Annotated in this window: 6 protein-coding genes, 2 tRNA genes and 3 rRNA genes; 8 read left to right on the forward strand and 3 right to left on the reverse strand. The window is 47.1% G+C overall.

The features are described 5' to 3' along the window. Positions 1-6: 6 nt before the first annotated feature. The 3 genes from HQN79_RS03175 to HQN79_RS03185 form a co-directional block, all read right to left on the reverse strand. Positions 7-1,443: a glycosyltransferase family 39 protein gene (locus HQN79_RS03175; RefSeq protein ID WP_173284254.1), complete on the reverse strand. Its 1,437-nt coding sequence runs from the start codon at positions 1,441-1,443 to the stop codon at positions 7-9. Further along, positions 1,433-2,347, reverse strand: coding sequence for a lysylphosphatidylglycerol synthase domain-containing protein (locus HQN79_RS03180; protein WP_173284256.1), 915 nt, complete (start codon positions 2,345-2,347; stop codon positions 1,433-1,435). Before HQN79_RS03180 ends, HQN79_RS03175 begins: the two co-directional genes overlap by 11 nt. An 81-nt stretch (positions 2,348-2,428) precedes the next feature. Next, complete coding sequence (locus HQN79_RS03185) at positions 2,429-2,839, reverse strand: hypothetical protein (RefSeq protein ID WP_173284258.1); 411 nt, start codon at positions 2,837-2,839, stop codon at positions 2,429-2,431. A 116-nt stretch (positions 2,840-2,955) separates the two neighbouring features. On the opposite strand from HQN79_RS03185, the gene HQN79_RS03190 reads away from it, so the two are divergent. The 8 genes from HQN79_RS03190 to rrf all read left to right on the forward strand — a co-directional run bounded on the left by HQN79_RS03190 (position 2,956) and on the right by rrf (position 14,847). Then, positions 2,956-3,540 carry a Maf family protein gene (locus HQN79_RS03190; protein ID WP_173284260.1) on the forward strand — a complete coding sequence of 195 codons (585 nt, stop codon included), beginning with the start codon at positions 2,956-2,958 and terminating at the stop codon, positions 3,538-3,540. A 52-nt stretch (positions 3,541-3,592) separates the two neighbouring features. Beyond that, positions 3,593-5,062: a ribonuclease G gene (rng, locus tag HQN79_RS03195; protein ID WP_173284261.1), complete on the forward strand. Its 1,470-nt coding sequence runs from the start codon at positions 3,593-3,595 to the stop codon at positions 5,060-5,062. A 31-nt stretch (positions 5,063-5,093) separates the two neighbouring features. Then, positions 5,094-8,885 (forward strand): YhdP family phospholipid transporter, encoded by a 3,792-nt coding sequence (locus tag HQN79_RS03200; protein WP_173284262.1) that lies wholly within the window; start codon positions 5,094-5,096, stop codon positions 8,883-8,885. A 663-nt stretch (positions 8,886-9,548) separates the two neighbouring features. Continuing rightward, positions 9,549-11,092: ribosomal RNA gene (locus HQN79_RS03205) — 16S ribosomal RNA — on the forward strand. Positions 11,093-11,155: 63 nt separating this feature from the next. Further along, a tRNA-Ala gene (locus tag HQN79_RS03210) sits at positions 11,156-11,231 on the forward strand. 36 nt (positions 11,232-11,267) lie between these two features. After that, positions 11,268-11,344 (forward strand) — tRNA-Ile (locus tag HQN79_RS03215). 376 nt (positions 11,345-11,720) lie between these two features. Next, positions 11,721-14,584, forward strand: a 23S ribosomal RNA gene (locus HQN79_RS03220). 148 nt (positions 14,585-14,732) lie between these two features. After that, positions 14,733-14,847 (forward strand): 5S ribosomal RNA (gene rrf, locus HQN79_RS03225). The 16S, 23S and 5S rRNA genes sit together here with 2 tRNA genes alongside, the layout of an rRNA operon. Positions 14,848-14,910 lie beyond the last annotated feature (63 nt).

Consider the following 14,910-nt stretch of genomic DNA (forward strand, 5'->3'; position numbering starts at 1 on the left):
GAGTCCTTAAAGTTTAATCAGGGCCCATTTTAAGACAAATGGGCGTGTTTTATCTAAATCAAAGTATTGGGTCGAGGTATTCAATTGGTCGTGCCATTTTATGGGTTTTTCAAAGTAACCATCGACATAGTTCAGGAAAGAATCCGAGCAAGAGGTTGTGCACACAATTAACACCCGTTGTGATCCTTTGATGGGGGACGGGTTGCGGTGGCTCAAATAAGTCACTGTTTTGCTGGATTGGAAGTATTCCTTAAGGTTGCCGGCGGTAAATTTTGTGTCGGCAATAATCAGATCCGGTGCTGTGATGCTCCAGCTGGAAAAGTGCGCTTTATAGGGGTACACCGAACGATCGTATTTCAACTCGACGTGTTGGCTGATAATCGTTCTGCCCGGTAACAGTAAAGCGGCAACGACAATAAAAAAAATCCCTATTCCGATAAACGTCTTGTTGAATCGTTTCAGAGAGAAATGCGCGATGATCAGAGGGATAAAGAACAGTAGCGGCATATACCAGCGGTCATTGAACTCCGACGAACGGGTGCCAATGACGAAGGCCAATACAATCATAATGATCGTCAGCAACAGGATAAGCAGAAAGCGGCTTTCGGTCGTTAATTTCGCTTTGTAGGTTTTCAAGTGGTAAGGGATTATCAGGAGTGCCAGTATCCAGAGAGGATTTAAAAAATGCTCGAAAAGATAGAGTGCCTGATAAATTCCGTCGAAAACACTGCCGCCCATATCCAGTTTGGAAGCGCTTTTAGTGGCGAACTCCAGGTTTTGCAGTACCCACGAGAGATGAGGGGTTATGACTAAGGTAGCAACGAAAATGGCGATCACCAGGTTACGGTTCAATACCACTTGGCGTGTTTCCCGGTGCATTAGCAAGGCTAGCATGGCTGAAGTAATTAACAGGATAATGTTGTACTTCGAGATAAGGCCCAGGCCGGATAAAAGACCGATCATAATGTAATTTTTAGCCGACGAAGGGTTGTGCAGCGCTTTTATAATCCAGAAAAGCAGCCATGCGGCAATTGTTGAAGCTAAAACCGAGTGCGTTAGATCTCTTTGGGATTCCCACAGGAAAAATGGAATCATTAAGACGCCTATAATGGAAATAACCTGTTTCCTGTCGTCAAAGCCTAAGAGCTCGCCTGTTTTGAGCAACGCCAGAATAAAAAAGCTAAACAGCACTGCTTTCATCAGCAGGAGAATAATCAGTTTTTCGCCGAAAACCTGGAATAGAGCAAAAGCGATCCACGAATAGAGTGGCGGCTGAGGTCCGTATCCTAATAAAAAGTCTTGGGCGAAAAGCATCTGCTCAGCCTGATCTTTGTCTGCGACGCCGGAAATTAAATATTGTGTAACGGCATTGAACAAAAAGTAAATCAGGCTGAATAAAAACAGCTTGCTTGCCGTGTCTAATCGGGAGGTATTAATTTGCATTTTTATTTTTCTTGCTAGGGAATATCAGATAAACCAATGCAGCGGCTAACAAGCTGCTGCTGAATAATATGAGATGCAAGTTGACGGCGGCAACCAGTAAATCATCAAGCTGGGTAAAGCCGTCCCCGAAACCGATGATAACACCAGCTTCATAGGAACCCATTCCTGCAATGCCATGAATGGGCAGGACGCTGCTGAATTCACCGCCAATGACGCCCATTAAAAGTTGTTGTACCGGCAGTTGGATAAACCAGCTTAAAACCCAGGCTAAAACGGCAATTTTGATGGCCCAGTTGAAAACTGTCCAGAAAAGTCCCCAGGCTATATGGCTGATCGTGTTCGGAAGCCCGGCGAAAATTTTAATCAGTAGGGGGGGAAGGTCTTGCCGTTTTCTCAGCCAGCGATTGTACACCCAGAAAATCATAAACGGGGCGCTTAGCCCGGCGAGCGCGAACGCCAGAATCCAGCCGGTGGAGAGCCAGATTGATCCCAAGGTCAGTAATGCAATCAGCAGCAGCACCTGTAAGTCCATCAGACGCATCCATAGTAACGCCGGAACAGAGGTGGATACCGGCATTCCGAAATTCGTTTTCATCAGCAATGGAAAAGAGGCTTCTCCGGAGCGCATCGGGAGAAGGTTATTCCAGAAATTATGCAGAACCATTAAGCGGGCGGAAATCAGGAAGTCTCTAATACCGTGCATATAAAAATGCTGGTAAATACGCGTCGCTCTAATCGCATAACTGGAAATCAGCAGGGAGAGTGCCAGCAGTGCATCGACAATAGAGAGCGTTGTCCATGGGGCGATCAGTTTTGACCAGCCTAAAAAGTAGTCGATTGCCCAAATAAGGCCCACTGAGACCAGAAGGCTAAGACTGAGTAGTAGCGTTTTCTTTGTTGTCATTTTAGCGAGTCACATCGTTTGGCAATAACCGAAAGAATGTGGTGTTGAGCCAGGGAGCTATTTTTCATTTAACTGCGTAACTTAAATGTTGTTGTGCAGAAAATGTTGAATCTGCTTGCCTAGTGTTTCTGCCTGCTGCGGGTTTGCAGTCAAAGGCTCATGACACCAGATAGGATCCGGCCAGGCTTCATCGTCTTCAGAGCGGAATACCAGATGCAGGTGTAGCCATTTATTTTTATTGCCGATTTTAGCGATATTATAGTGACCGTAACCGTGCTCCTGCAGGGCCGCTACGAGTTTATGCAGCTGGGGATACAGGTTTGACAATACCTCGTTGTCATCCAGACGGCCTTTGGGGACGAAAAGAATCCAGGGAATGGTCGTTTCTTTTACTAAAATCGAGTAGAAGGGGCGTTCTGCAATGTACTTGGCCTGAAAAAGGTTTTCGAGATTTTCCGGGCTGTGATCATCCACGATCTGGTCTAAATTCATATATTCGTCTCTGGTTGCCTGTGCAATGGTGAATAAGTCGTATGCAATTCGCCCATTTTACAAAATGTCACGGTAGAATGAGTTACTAAAATTCACCAGAGCATTAATTAATCTGTATGAACTCGAAAACGGTATTTTTAGCTTCGTCTTCACCGCGGCGTCAGGAACTCCTTGCACAGATGGGCGTCGAGTTCTCGGTACTGGATGCCCCGATCGATGAAACTCCGATAGAGAGCGAGGATGCCGCGCAGTTTGTCACGCGCATGGCACGAGAAAAATCGCAGCAAGGTGCTCAGCAGCTTACAGATGAGGGCTGCTGGGTCATTGCAGGGGATACAGCCATCGTGCTGGATGGCGAAATTATCGGCAAGCCTGAAGATCCTTCTGATGCCCAGCGAATGCTGCGGGAATTGTCGGGCAGAACCCATCAGGTATATTCTTCGGTGGCGGTTTGGCATCTAGGGGTGTTGGAAGTGGCGCTTAATATCACTGATGTCGTTTTTACCGAGCTTGCAGAGACTGAAATAAAAAACTATATCGCTACCGGTGAGCCTCTGGATAAAGCCGGGGGCTATGCGATACAGGGAGAGGCTGCGAAATGGATTAAAGCGATCAATGGCAGCTACTATGGTGTCATGGGATTGCCGATCTTCGAGTTGAACCGGATTTTACAGGAAATGGGGTTTTACGATCCCGTATAACCAGCACTTTACACATTTAAGATAACGGACTAAACGATTAAAGGCCTGATTCATGCATAACGAAGAAAAAATTCTTGTCAATGTTACTCCAAACGAAACCCGCGTTGCCTGGGTGGAGAATGGGGTGTTGCAAGAAGTCTGGGTTGAGCGCTCAAACAAGCGCGGGCTGGTCGGGAATATCTATATGGGCAAGGTAGACCGCGTTTTGCCGGGTATGCAGGCTGCCTTTGTGAATATCGGGCTTGAGAGAGCGGCTTTTTTACATGTGTCTGATGTTTGCCATAAAGCCATCGGATCGGATGACGAGCAGTGTGACGATATTGCCAAGTTACTGCGTTGTGGTCAGAAAATTATGGTGCAGGTGGTCAAAGACCCTTTAGGCACCAAAGGTGCGCGCGTGACCATGCAGGTAACCATTCCGTCGCGGATGCTGGTCTATATGCCGACCGAAAAAACCTTGGGGGTGTCACAGAAAATCGATTCCAACGAAGAGCGTGAACGTTTAAGAGAAATGGTTAAACAGATCCCTGAATATTCCGATGCCGAAGGCGGGTATATTGTTAGGACGGTTGCCGAGGGGGTCGATTTTCATGAAATGCGCGCCGATATGATCTATCTTCAGCGGTTATGGTCGGGCATCCAGGATAAGGCTCGGACCTCGCGTAAACCGGCGGTGATTTATGAAGACCTACCTTTGTACCTGCGAATCCTTAGGGATATTCCGATTGAACGGATTGAGAAGATTAGGGTCGATTCCACTGAAACCTATAAAAAGATGCAGCTCTTTGTTGACCAGTACGTGATGGAACTGGCGGACCGTCTCGGTTTGTATCAAGGTGAGCGGCCGATTTTCGATTTATACAACATCGAAGAAGAGATTCAGGCGGCGCTACATAAGCGTGTCAATCTTAAGTCCGGCGGTTACCTGATTATCGATCAGACCGAAGCGATGACGACGATCGATGTCAATACCGGCGCTTTTGTCGGCCATCGCAACCTTGAAGAGACCATTTACCGCACAAATCTGGAAGCAACTCAGGCAATTGCCCGTCAACTGCGCTTGCGTAATCTGGGCGGAATCATTATTCTCGACTTTATCGACATGGAAGATAAAACGCATCAGGATCATGTGTTATCTGCTCTGGATAAAGAACTTAGTCGAGATCGGGTAAAAACTTCGATCAGCAGTATTTCCAGTTTAGGGTTGGTTGAGATGACCCGTAAGCGAACCCGCGAAAGTCTGGAGCGTACTTTGTGTGAACCCTGTCCCGTCTGTAGCGGACGAGGCTCTGTGAAAACGGCGGAGACCGTCGCTTATGAAATATTTCGTGAAATTACCCGTATGGCACGATCTTTTGAAGCCAAGCAATATCGGGTGATTGCCGCAGAATCGGTGGTTTCGCGAATTATGGATGAAGAATCAAGCAGCGTTGCCGAGTTGGAAGCGTTTTTGGACAAGAGTATCCGTTTTCAGGCCGAGAGCGCCTATACAGCGGAGCAATACGATGTGGTGATGATCTAGAATTTAGCGTATTTTCGGATTTGGTGGGCGAATGTTAATTAAAAGGACGCATCTGTTTTTGGAAGTCATGCTGGGCCTGTTTGTCGCCTATCTGCTGATTATGCGTCTGTTTATTATTGGTTTGCAGTCCTATCCTGAAAAAAGCCTTTCCGTTTTCGAAAAAATAACCGGCTGGCAGGTTGAGCTTTCGGCAATCGAGTTGGAGCAGACCTGGCTTGGCGCCAGATTCAACCTTCAGGGCGTCAGTCTTTCCAGTCAACAGTTTGACCTCCAAGCCGACAAGATCATAGGCGATATCAATATCTTTGCCCCTATGATTCCCGTTCTGAGTTTCGGGGATTCCCTGCGATTCGAACAGCTCAGTATTCGTAATCTTCAGCCTCAAGATAAACCGGTTGTCGCCAATATGCCGGATATAACCGAGTTGTCGTCAGCCTATCAGGGGGCGGTGGATTTTTTACGCTCGCAAAAATTCACCAAGCGGATGTGGCAAAAGGTTTCTGTGGATTCTTTGATTATGAACGGCTTTTTGAATTCTGCGACGAGCGTGATTCAAATCGATAGGCTGGATCTGGTTAAGGCGAGTCAAATTAATCTCGTTGCGGAGTTCTCCGTACATTATAAAGAGGCGTTAAATTTCGAGCGCTTCAGTACAAACCTGGCTTTTACTCCAAACTCTTGGGGAGGTTTGAGTCATGGTTCCGTTCGCGTTATTTCTTATCAGCCGTTAAGCGTTAAACGTCTTGCTGCGCTGTTGCCTTCGAAATGGGTTGAAGTGCTTCCTAAGGGCGAAGTGCTACTTGATTGGCAGACGGATTTCAAAGATTCCAAAGTAAGTCATTCCGTAGTGCATTTGAATGCGCAGGCTCTCGATTGGCGGGAAAATAACGAGGTCTTGCCGAAAAGTGTCGGGCTGGAACTGAGTTGGAACCCGGAACTGGATCAGGCTCTGGGGAAAAATCTGGCAAATTTCCATCTGACCAAAGTGCAGTTGGATAACCAGTTTGTCGAAACCCTATCTCCGATTAAGTTAACGGTCGCCTCCGAAAAGGAGTTGGTGTTAAGTGCTGAAAAGTTCGATATCCAGCCGTTCAAAGAGATGTTGCGGGTGTTTGTTGAAACCCGTTATTTAAGTGATCTGCTGAGTAAAGCGGTTGAGTTGCAGGTTTCGGATTTTGCATTACGCTTGAACTGGCGGACGCTGGATGTGCCTATGTTGAAAATGCATTTGGCCAGACTCGGTATTCCGTTAACGGAGTTTCCCGGTGTTGCTGCTCAGGATGTAACCCTGGTTAAATTCGATAAGCAGTTCAGGCTGGAAACAACTGAACCTGTCTGGGTGTTGGAGCCAAAGATCTATCCACTTCCTATGCGTGTCAGTCTGCCGCCCGTGGTCCAGTCGCACTATGTCGATCAGCAATACGATTTTGATGCTTTTGATTTTCAGCTTAATGACTTCAATCTCAAATTGGAACGCTTTCGTTATCACCAAGGGGCGTGGGATGTCGGAGCTTCTCTTGTCGTTGATAAAACCGAGCAAATCATGCCCTACCTTCCGTATAAATTGATGGGGGCGTCACTGAATAAATGGCTTGAAGATGCGGATATTAAAGGTGGGAAAACGGCTGTTAAGGTGGTTTTTCAATCTTCACCGAAAGCGCTTGATTCTGAAAAACAGACTCCCTTAGGCGAGTATTTGAAAGGACTGAGTTTGCATGGTGTGATCGAAAATGCACAATTTGAATTTAATTCAAAGTGGCCGGCTATAGCCAATACCGATCTGACATTTGAATTCAAGGATAACCGTATCGCTTTTGCAAGTCAGGCGCTTGGTTTTGCAGGTGTTTCTGCGCCCATCAAAGCGAAAGCGGTTATTAGCGATGTCACAGAAGATGATATCGGTTTGCAGGTTTCCGGAACCGTTTCAACCTCTCTGACAGAGATGGCCGCTTTTGCGAAGAAGACCCCGTTACCCCAAAAGCTGGGCTTGCAACGTTATCTGCAGCAACCGGAAAAACTGCAAGGCACTGCGACACTGGAATTAAACAGGATATGGATACCGCTTTTCGGGCATGGGCGAAAGGATGAACAGGTCAGTGGGCGTTTGCATTTGAAAAACGCGCGACTTGAGGTTTCGGAACTTCCCGAATTACAGAGGGTTAACGGGACGCTTGAATTTAGCGAAAAGGCTTTGAGTGCGAAAAATATCAAGCTTACCCTCTACGAGAGTCCGGCTGTATTGGGGATTGAGACGGATCAGAAGCGCAAGCAGGTGGTTTTCGATTTAGCGGGTGAAAGCCGGTACCGTAGCGAAGCGTATTTTTCTAAACCGATTCCTTATCAACTGCGTTTTTCTGTGCCGACCGACGAAACGGGGCGGCCGGTTGAATTTAGCGGAAACGTCTTTGTTAACCAGGCTGAAAGCAGAATGCCGCCACCTTTCACCGCTAAGGATATTGTTCGACCGCTGGAGTTGACAGGGAAAATCGATGATCGGTTGCTTTATGCTAATGTTCTCTCACGGGATATTGTGCAAGCGGATTTTATTTGGAGCCTGGATAAAGAGAAATTCATTAAGATCCAAGGGTATGTCGGCGATATGGTCGATGCCCAGCGAGACTGGGGGGGGCGAGATTCGTTTATTCGTGGGCGATTGGTGGATTTAGATGCCCTTGCCTGGTGGCGTTTGTGGGAAGGTGCTCCGGATTCAGGGCAAGAGATGAATCCACTCGAAGAGATTGAATGGCAAAACACGGAGTTTTTCGTTAAAGCACTTAATTACAAAGAGCAGCAGTTAAATAATGCCCGAATTGTCGTTCAGAGTCTGGATGAAAATGTAGATAAGATTACCTTGCAGAGTGATGAGGTTGATGCAACTGTTTTGATTCCTGAAGAAGGTGTGATTGAGGTTGCTGCGGATAAACTGTATCTGAAATCGAAGGATGAAAATGCCTTTGTACAGGGCAGTAGTGATATCTGTCCACTCGAAACCAGTGATGTTGATTATCCCGAACTAAAGTTCAATGCACGCAATGTGCGTTTTGGTGAGTATTTATTTGATCAGCTTGGTTTTAATGTTGTGCCGATAGCGGAAGGGTACGAGGCCAAGAATCTGCAGGCGCAAATGCATAATAATGCTGGGCAGATTAGTGGTAGTTACCGATTTGACCAGCTTAAGAACTTGAGTGCTGCACGTTTGAATCTGCAGTCCAATAATATAGTAGAGCTTTTAAAGACGCTCAGGATCAGTCAGGGGATAAAGGCTAAAGAGGCCTGGCTGCATTCCGAAGTATCCTGGTTTGGTGGAGTTGACTGTTTTTCGATTAAGGATCTGTTTGGAAAGATGGATTTTAGATTGGAGGACGGAGTAGTAAAAGATGTCGAGCCGGGGTTTGCACGCTTATTAGGTTTGTTGAGTGTGGATTCATTGGCTAGGCGCTTGCGACTTCAACTTGATGATGTGACGAATAAAGGGCTGGTCTTTGATGACATTAAAGGGCAGGGGTTGCTTAATGAAAGTCGACTGCAACTGCAATCTTTTAAATTGACAGCGCCGGCAGCCAAAGTGACTATGCAGGGTGACATCTTGTTGGATGAGGAATCGTTTGATCTCAAGGCAAATGTAACGCCGTCGGTTGGATCGTCACTGCCGACTATTGCAGCGCTTGCAGGTATGGCAAATCCGATCACCGCATTAGCGGTTTATACGTTAATGAAGGTCATTCCTGATATTAATGAAAACTTGATTACTTATGAGTATGAGATTACAGGGCCATGGAAAGAGCCACGGATAGAGCTTAAAGAGAAAGCATCAAAAAAATAGCTGAGTTCAGTCTAAAGAAAAAAGCCGCTTATTACTAAGCGGCTTTTTTGTTTTTGGGGTTTGGAGGGAGTGGGATTAGAGGGGAAAACGGGCGTAAATGTGCATAAGTCTGTGGATAAGGTGTGGGGTAAAGTGTATAAGCGGAGTGGTGCGATTTTTTTGCGATTTTTTGAGAAAAAAGTGAAAAAAAGGGTTGCGTTGTTTTTAGAAATCCCTAGAATACGCACCTGTCTTGGGGGGGCAGCGTTAAGCCGGCTTCGAAAGACAAGAAAAATTTGGTGCTAAGTGATTGAGTTTGTTTGAGTTATTGGAATAGATAATGAGAGTAAGCGGGATGATTTAGCCGGTCGTTTTAAGTGTTTTAAAACGGTTGAAAATTTTCTGAAAAAAGTTTGAAAAAACATTTGACACGAAGATATCAACTCTATAAAATACGCGGCCTACCAACGAGGAACGCAGCGCGGATCGAGTTGGTTAGCTCTTTAACAATATGGTAATTCAGAGATAATTTATGTGGAAACTCTCTAGATGAGTGACCGATAAAAAATCTCGAAATTTATGACAATTATGTAATGGTAATAAGTTTACTTATTTATCATGCTTAACTTGTCAATTCCGAGTGTTTATATCCGGAGACGGAATTTAAATATATCTAGCAAGATTAAACTGAAGAGTTTGATCCTGGCTCAGAATGAACGCTGGCGGCAGGCCTAACACATGCAAGTCGGACGGAAACGATAGAGAGCTTGCTCTCTAGGCGTCGAGTGGCGGACGGGTGAGTAATGCCTGGGAATCTACCCTTTAGTTGGGGACAACATGTGGAAACGCATGCTAATACCGAATGTGCTCTACGGAGTAAAGGAGGCCTCTACTTGTAAGCTTTCGCTAAAGGATGAGCCCAGGTGAGATTAGTTTGTTGGTAAGGTAATGGCTTACCAAGACTGCGATCTCTAGCTGGTTTGAGAGGATGATCAGCCACACTGGGACTGAGACACGGCCCAGACTCCTACGGGAGGCAGCAGTGGGGAATATTGCACAATGAGGGAAACCTTGATGCAGCCATGCCGCGTGTGTGAAGAAGGCCCGAGGGTTGTAAAGCACTTTCAATTGTGAGGAAGGTAGTGTAGTTAATACCTGCATTATTTGACGTTAACTTTAGAAGAAGCACCGGCTAACTCTGTGCCAGCAGCCGCGGTAATACAGAGGGTGCAAGCGTTATTCGGAATTACTGGGCGTAAAGCGCGCGTAGGCGGACTGTTAAGTCGGTTGTGAAAGCCCTGGGCTCAACCTGGGAATTGCATTCGATACTGGCAATCTAGAATTTAGTAGAGGGAAGGGGAATTCCAGGTGTAGCTGTGAAATGCGTAGATATCTGGAGGAACATCAGTGGCGAAGGCGCCTTCCTGGACTAAAATTGACGCTGAGGTGCGAAAGCGTGGGTAGCAAACGGGATTAGATACCCCGGTAGTCCACGCCGTAAACGATGTCAACTAGCTGTTGGCCTTATTAAAAAGGTTAGTAGCGTAGCTAACGCGATAAGTTGACCGCCTGGGGAGTACGGTCGCAAGATTAAAACTCAAAGGAATTGACGGGGGCCCGCACAAGCGGTGGAGCATGTGGTTTAATTCGATGCAACGCGAAGAACCTTACCATCCCTTGACATCCAGAGAACTTTCTAGAGATAGATTGGTGCCTTCGGGAGCTCTGTGACAGGTGCTGCATGGCTGTCGTCAGCTCGTGTCGTGAGATGTTGGGTTAAGTCCCGCAACGAGCGCAACCCTTATCATTAGTTGCTACCATTTAGTTGAGAACTCTAATGAGACTGCCGGTGATAAACCGGAGGAAGGCGGGGACGACGTCAAGTCATCATGGCCCTTATGGGATGGGCTACACACGTGCTACAATGGGGGGTACAAAGAGCGGCCAACTGGCGACAGTGCGCGAATCTCAAAAAACCCTTCGTAGTCCGGATTGGAGTCTGCAACTCGACTCCATGAAGTCGGAATCGCTAGTAATCGCAGATCAGAATGCTGCGGTGAATACGTTCCCGGGCCTTGTACACACCGCCCGTCACACCATGGGAGTGGATTGCAAAAGAAGTAGGTAGCTTAACCTTCGGGAGGGCGCTTACCACTTTGTGGTTCATGACTGGGGTGAAGTCGTAACAAGGTAGCCGTAGGGGAACCTGCGGCTGGATCACCTCCTTTAAGATAAAAAGGTTTACGAGTCTAGACGAGTTTTCACATAAATTCTTTCTGAATTACCTGTTAGGGGCTATAGCTCAGCTGGGAGAGCGCCTGCTTTGCACGCAGGAGGTCTGCGGTTCGATCCCGCATAGCTCCACCAATTATTTGAGTTGGTAGTTTTACGGGCTCAACTATTGGGTCTGTAGCTCAGTTGGTTAGAGCGCACCCCTGATAAGGGTGAGGTCGGTGGTTCAAATCCACCCAGACCCACCAATTACTCAGTAAACCTGTTAATAAGGTTTTGAACAGAAGTTTGAAAGTTTATTAACAGTTTTATTTTGTGGTTGAGAAAAGGATGTTATAATTCCGCTTCTCAGTTCACGTAAACTGAAGTTCTTTAAAAATTTGGAATAACGTTGATATGACGCCGACTTTGTCATATCAATACGCTAATAAATTTCTCCAAAATTTATTAGCAATTGCTGGATTGTTAAACGTGAGTTTAATAATCAAAGTAATAGGTAACGCAATACTTAATTGAGATTACTCAAGTGTATTTGTGTCAGCGATGAACCTTAGTCATGGCAGCTCTCTAGACCTTAATGATGTTTACATCACACAAAAGGTTAAGGTTATTTTTGAGTTGTATAGTTAAGTGACTAAGCGTACACGGTGGATGCCTAGGCGGTAGAAGGCGATGAAGGACGTGATAGCCTGCGATAAGCGTCGGTGAGGTGGCAAATAACCTTTGACCCGGCGATTTCCGAATGGGAAAACCCATCCTTTATGGATATCCTCTTTGAGGAAGCTAACCCGGAGAACTGAAACATCTAAGTACCCGGAGGAAAAGAAATCAACCGAGATTCCCTTAGTAGCGGCGAGCGAACGGGGACCAGCCCTTAAGCAATTATTGAGTTAGCAAAATACTCTGGAAAGTGTAACGGTACAAGGTGATAGTCCTGTATGCGAAAACTCATTAGTTGTGAAATCGAGTAGGACGGAACACGTGAAATTCTGTCTGAACATGGGGGGACCACCCTCCAAGGCTAAATACTCTCTACCGACCGATAGTGAACCAGTACCGTGAGGGAAAGGCGAAAAGAACCCCTGGAGGGGAGTGAAATAGAACCTGAAACCGTGTACGTACAAGCAGTGGGAGCCCTTTTGGGGTGACTGCGTACCTTTTGTATAATGGGTCAGCGACTTACGTTATGTAGCAAGGTTAACCGAATAGGGGAGCCGTAGGGAAACCGAGTCTTAACTGGGCGAATAGTTGCATGGCGTAGACCCGAAACCGGGCGATCTATCCATGGCCAGGTTGAAGGTGCCGTAACAGGTACTGGAGGACCGAACCCACGTATGTTGAAAAATGCGGGGATGAGTTGTGGATCGGAGTGAAAGGCTAATCAAGCCCGGAGATAGCTGGTTCTCCTCGAAATCTATTTAGGTAGAGCCTCATGTCTCACTCCTGGGGGTAGAGCACTGTTATGGTCTAGCGGCCCGTCAAGGGTTAGCAGCCCATTGCAAACTCCGAATACCAGGAAGTGCAATCATGGGAGACAGACTGCGGGTGCTAACGTCCGTAGTCAAGAGGGAAACAACCCAGACCGCCAGCTAAGGTCCCTAAACACTACTCAGTGGGAAAGGATGTGGGAAGGCTTAGACAGTCAGGAGGTTGGCTTAGAAGCAGCCACCCTTTAAAGAAAGCGTAATAGCTCACTGATCGAGTCGGCCTGCGCCGAAGATTTAACGGGGCTAAGTAGTGTACCGAAGCTGCGGATGCGTTTTTACGCATGGTAGAGGAGCGTTCTGTAAGCCTGCGAAGGGGCATTGTAAAGTGTCCTGGAGGTATCAGAAGTGCGAATGCTGACATAAGTAGCGATAAAGGGAGTGAAAAGCTCCCTCGCCGAAAGACCAAGGTTTCCTACGCAACGCTAATCGACGTAGGGTTAGTCGACCCCTAAGACGAGGCCGAGAGGCGTAGTCGATGGGAAGCAGGTTAATATTCCTGCACTTTTTATGACTGCGATGGAGGGACGGAGAAAGCTAAACCAGCCTGGCGATGGTTGTCCAGGTTTAAGACGGTAGGCATGTATCTTAGGCAAATCCGGGATACTCTATGCTGAGAGTTGATGACGAGTCCTCTTTTGGACGAAGTGGTTGATGCTATGCTTCCAAGAAAATCTTCTAAGCTTCAGGTCATAAAGAATCGTACCCCAAACCAACACAGGTGGTCAGGATGAGAATTCCAAGGCGCTTGAGAGAACTCGGGTGAAGGAACTAGGCAAAATGACACCGTAACTTCGGGAGAAGGTGTGCCCCTGCCGGTGATGAGACTTGCTCTCTAAGCTAGTGGGGGTTGCAGAGACCAGGTGGCTGCAACTGTTTACTAAAAACATAGCACTCTGCAAAATCGAAAGATGACGTATAGGGTGTGACGCCTGCCCGGTGCCGGAAGGTTAATTGATGGGGTTAGCTTATGCGAAGCTCTTGATCGAAGCCCCGGTAAACGGCGGCCGTAACTATAACGGTCCTAAGGTAGCGAAATTCCTTGTCGGGTAAGTTCCGACCTGCACGAATGGCGTAATGATGGCCACACTGTCTCCACCCGAGACTCAGCGAAATTGAACTCGCAGTTAAGATGCTGCGTACCCGCGGCTAGACGGAAAGACCCCGTGAACCTTTACTACAGCTTTACACTGGACTTTGACCTTACTTGTGTAGGATAGGTGGGAGGCTATGAAACTGTGTCGCCAGATGCAGTGGAGCCATCCTTGAAATACCACCCTGGTAATGTTGAGGTTCTAACCTCGGTCAGTGAATCCTGATCAGGGACAGTGTATGGTGGGTAGTTTGACTGGGGCGGTCTCCTCCCAAAGTGTAACGGAGGAGCGCGAAGTTACCCTCAGCACGGTCGGACATCGTGCATTGAGCGCAAGAGTAGAAGGGTGATTGACTGCGAGACAGACACGTCGAGCAGGTACGAAAGTAGGTTCTAGTGATCCGGTGGTTCTGTGTGGAAGGGCCATCGCTCAACGGATAAAAGGTACTCCGGGGATAACAGGCTGATACCGCCCAAGAGTTCATATCGACGGCGGTGTTTGGCACCTCGATGTCGGCTCATCACATCCTGGGGCTGAAGTCGGTCCCAAGGGTATGGCTGTTCGCCATTTAAAGTGGTACGCGAGCTGGGTTTAGAACGTCGTGAGACAGTTCGGTCCCTATCTGCCGTGGGCGTTGGAGAATTGAGAGGGGCTGCTCCTAGTACGAGAGGACCGGAGTGGACGAACCGCTGGTGTTCCAGTTGTCATGCCAATGGCATTGCTGGGTAGCTATGTTCGGAAAGGATAACCGCTGAAAGCATCTAAGCGGGAAACCTGCCTCAAGATGAGTTCTCCCTAGACTTTAAGTCTTCTGAAGGGCCGTTGGAGACTACGACGTTGATAGGCAAGGTGTGGAAGTGCAGTAATGTATGAAGCTAACTTGTACTAATTACCCGTGAGGCTTAACTATACAACTCAAAAGTAACTTTTTAAGTTATGACTGAGGTTCAGACGCAAATACCTTGAGTAATCTAAGGTGCGTACCTAAAACAACAGCAAACGTTATTCTAAAGAATTTTGTGTGGCTGATCGAAGATCAGTCGTACAACACCGAATTGCTTGGTGACAATAGCAAGATGGAACCACCTGATCCCTTCCCGAACTCAGAAGTGAAACGTCTTAGCGCCGATGGTAGTGTGGGAGGTCCCATGTGAGAGTAGGTCATCGCCAAGCTTATATCCCGAAAAACCGCTGATTCCAGAAGGAACGGCGGTTTTTTTTTGCCTGAAATATTCT

Source organism: Thiomicrorhabdus xiamenensis (assembly GCF_013282625.1).
Lineage (GTDB): Bacteria > Pseudomonadota > Gammaproteobacteria > Thiomicrospirales > Thiomicrospiraceae > Thiomicrorhabdus > Thiomicrorhabdus xiamenensis.

Bases quoted from the DNA above. Each gene is read 5' to 3' on its own strand.
- HQN79_RS03200 (WP_173284262.1), top strand. From the start codon at position 5,094: ATGTTAATTAAAAGGACGCATCTGTTTTTGGAAGTCATGCTGGGCCTG.
- rng (WP_173284261.1), top strand. From the start codon at position 3,593: ATGCATAACGAAGAAAAAATTCTTGTCAATGTTACTCCAAACGAAACC.
- HQN79_RS03190 (WP_173284260.1), top strand. From the start codon at position 2,956: ATGAACTCGAAAACGGTATTTTTAGCTTCGTCTTCACCGCGGCGTCAG.
- HQN79_RS03175 (WP_173284254.1), bottom strand. From the start codon at position 1,443: ATGCAAATTAATACCTCCCGATTAGACACGGCAAGCAAGCTGTTTTTA.
- HQN79_RS03185 (WP_173284258.1), bottom strand. From the start codon at position 2,839: ATGAATTTAGACCAGATCGTGGATGATCACAGCCCGGAAAATCTCGAA.
- HQN79_RS03180 (WP_173284256.1), bottom strand. From the start codon at position 2,347: ATGACAACAAAGAAAACGCTACTACTCAGTCTTAGCCTTCTGGTCTCA.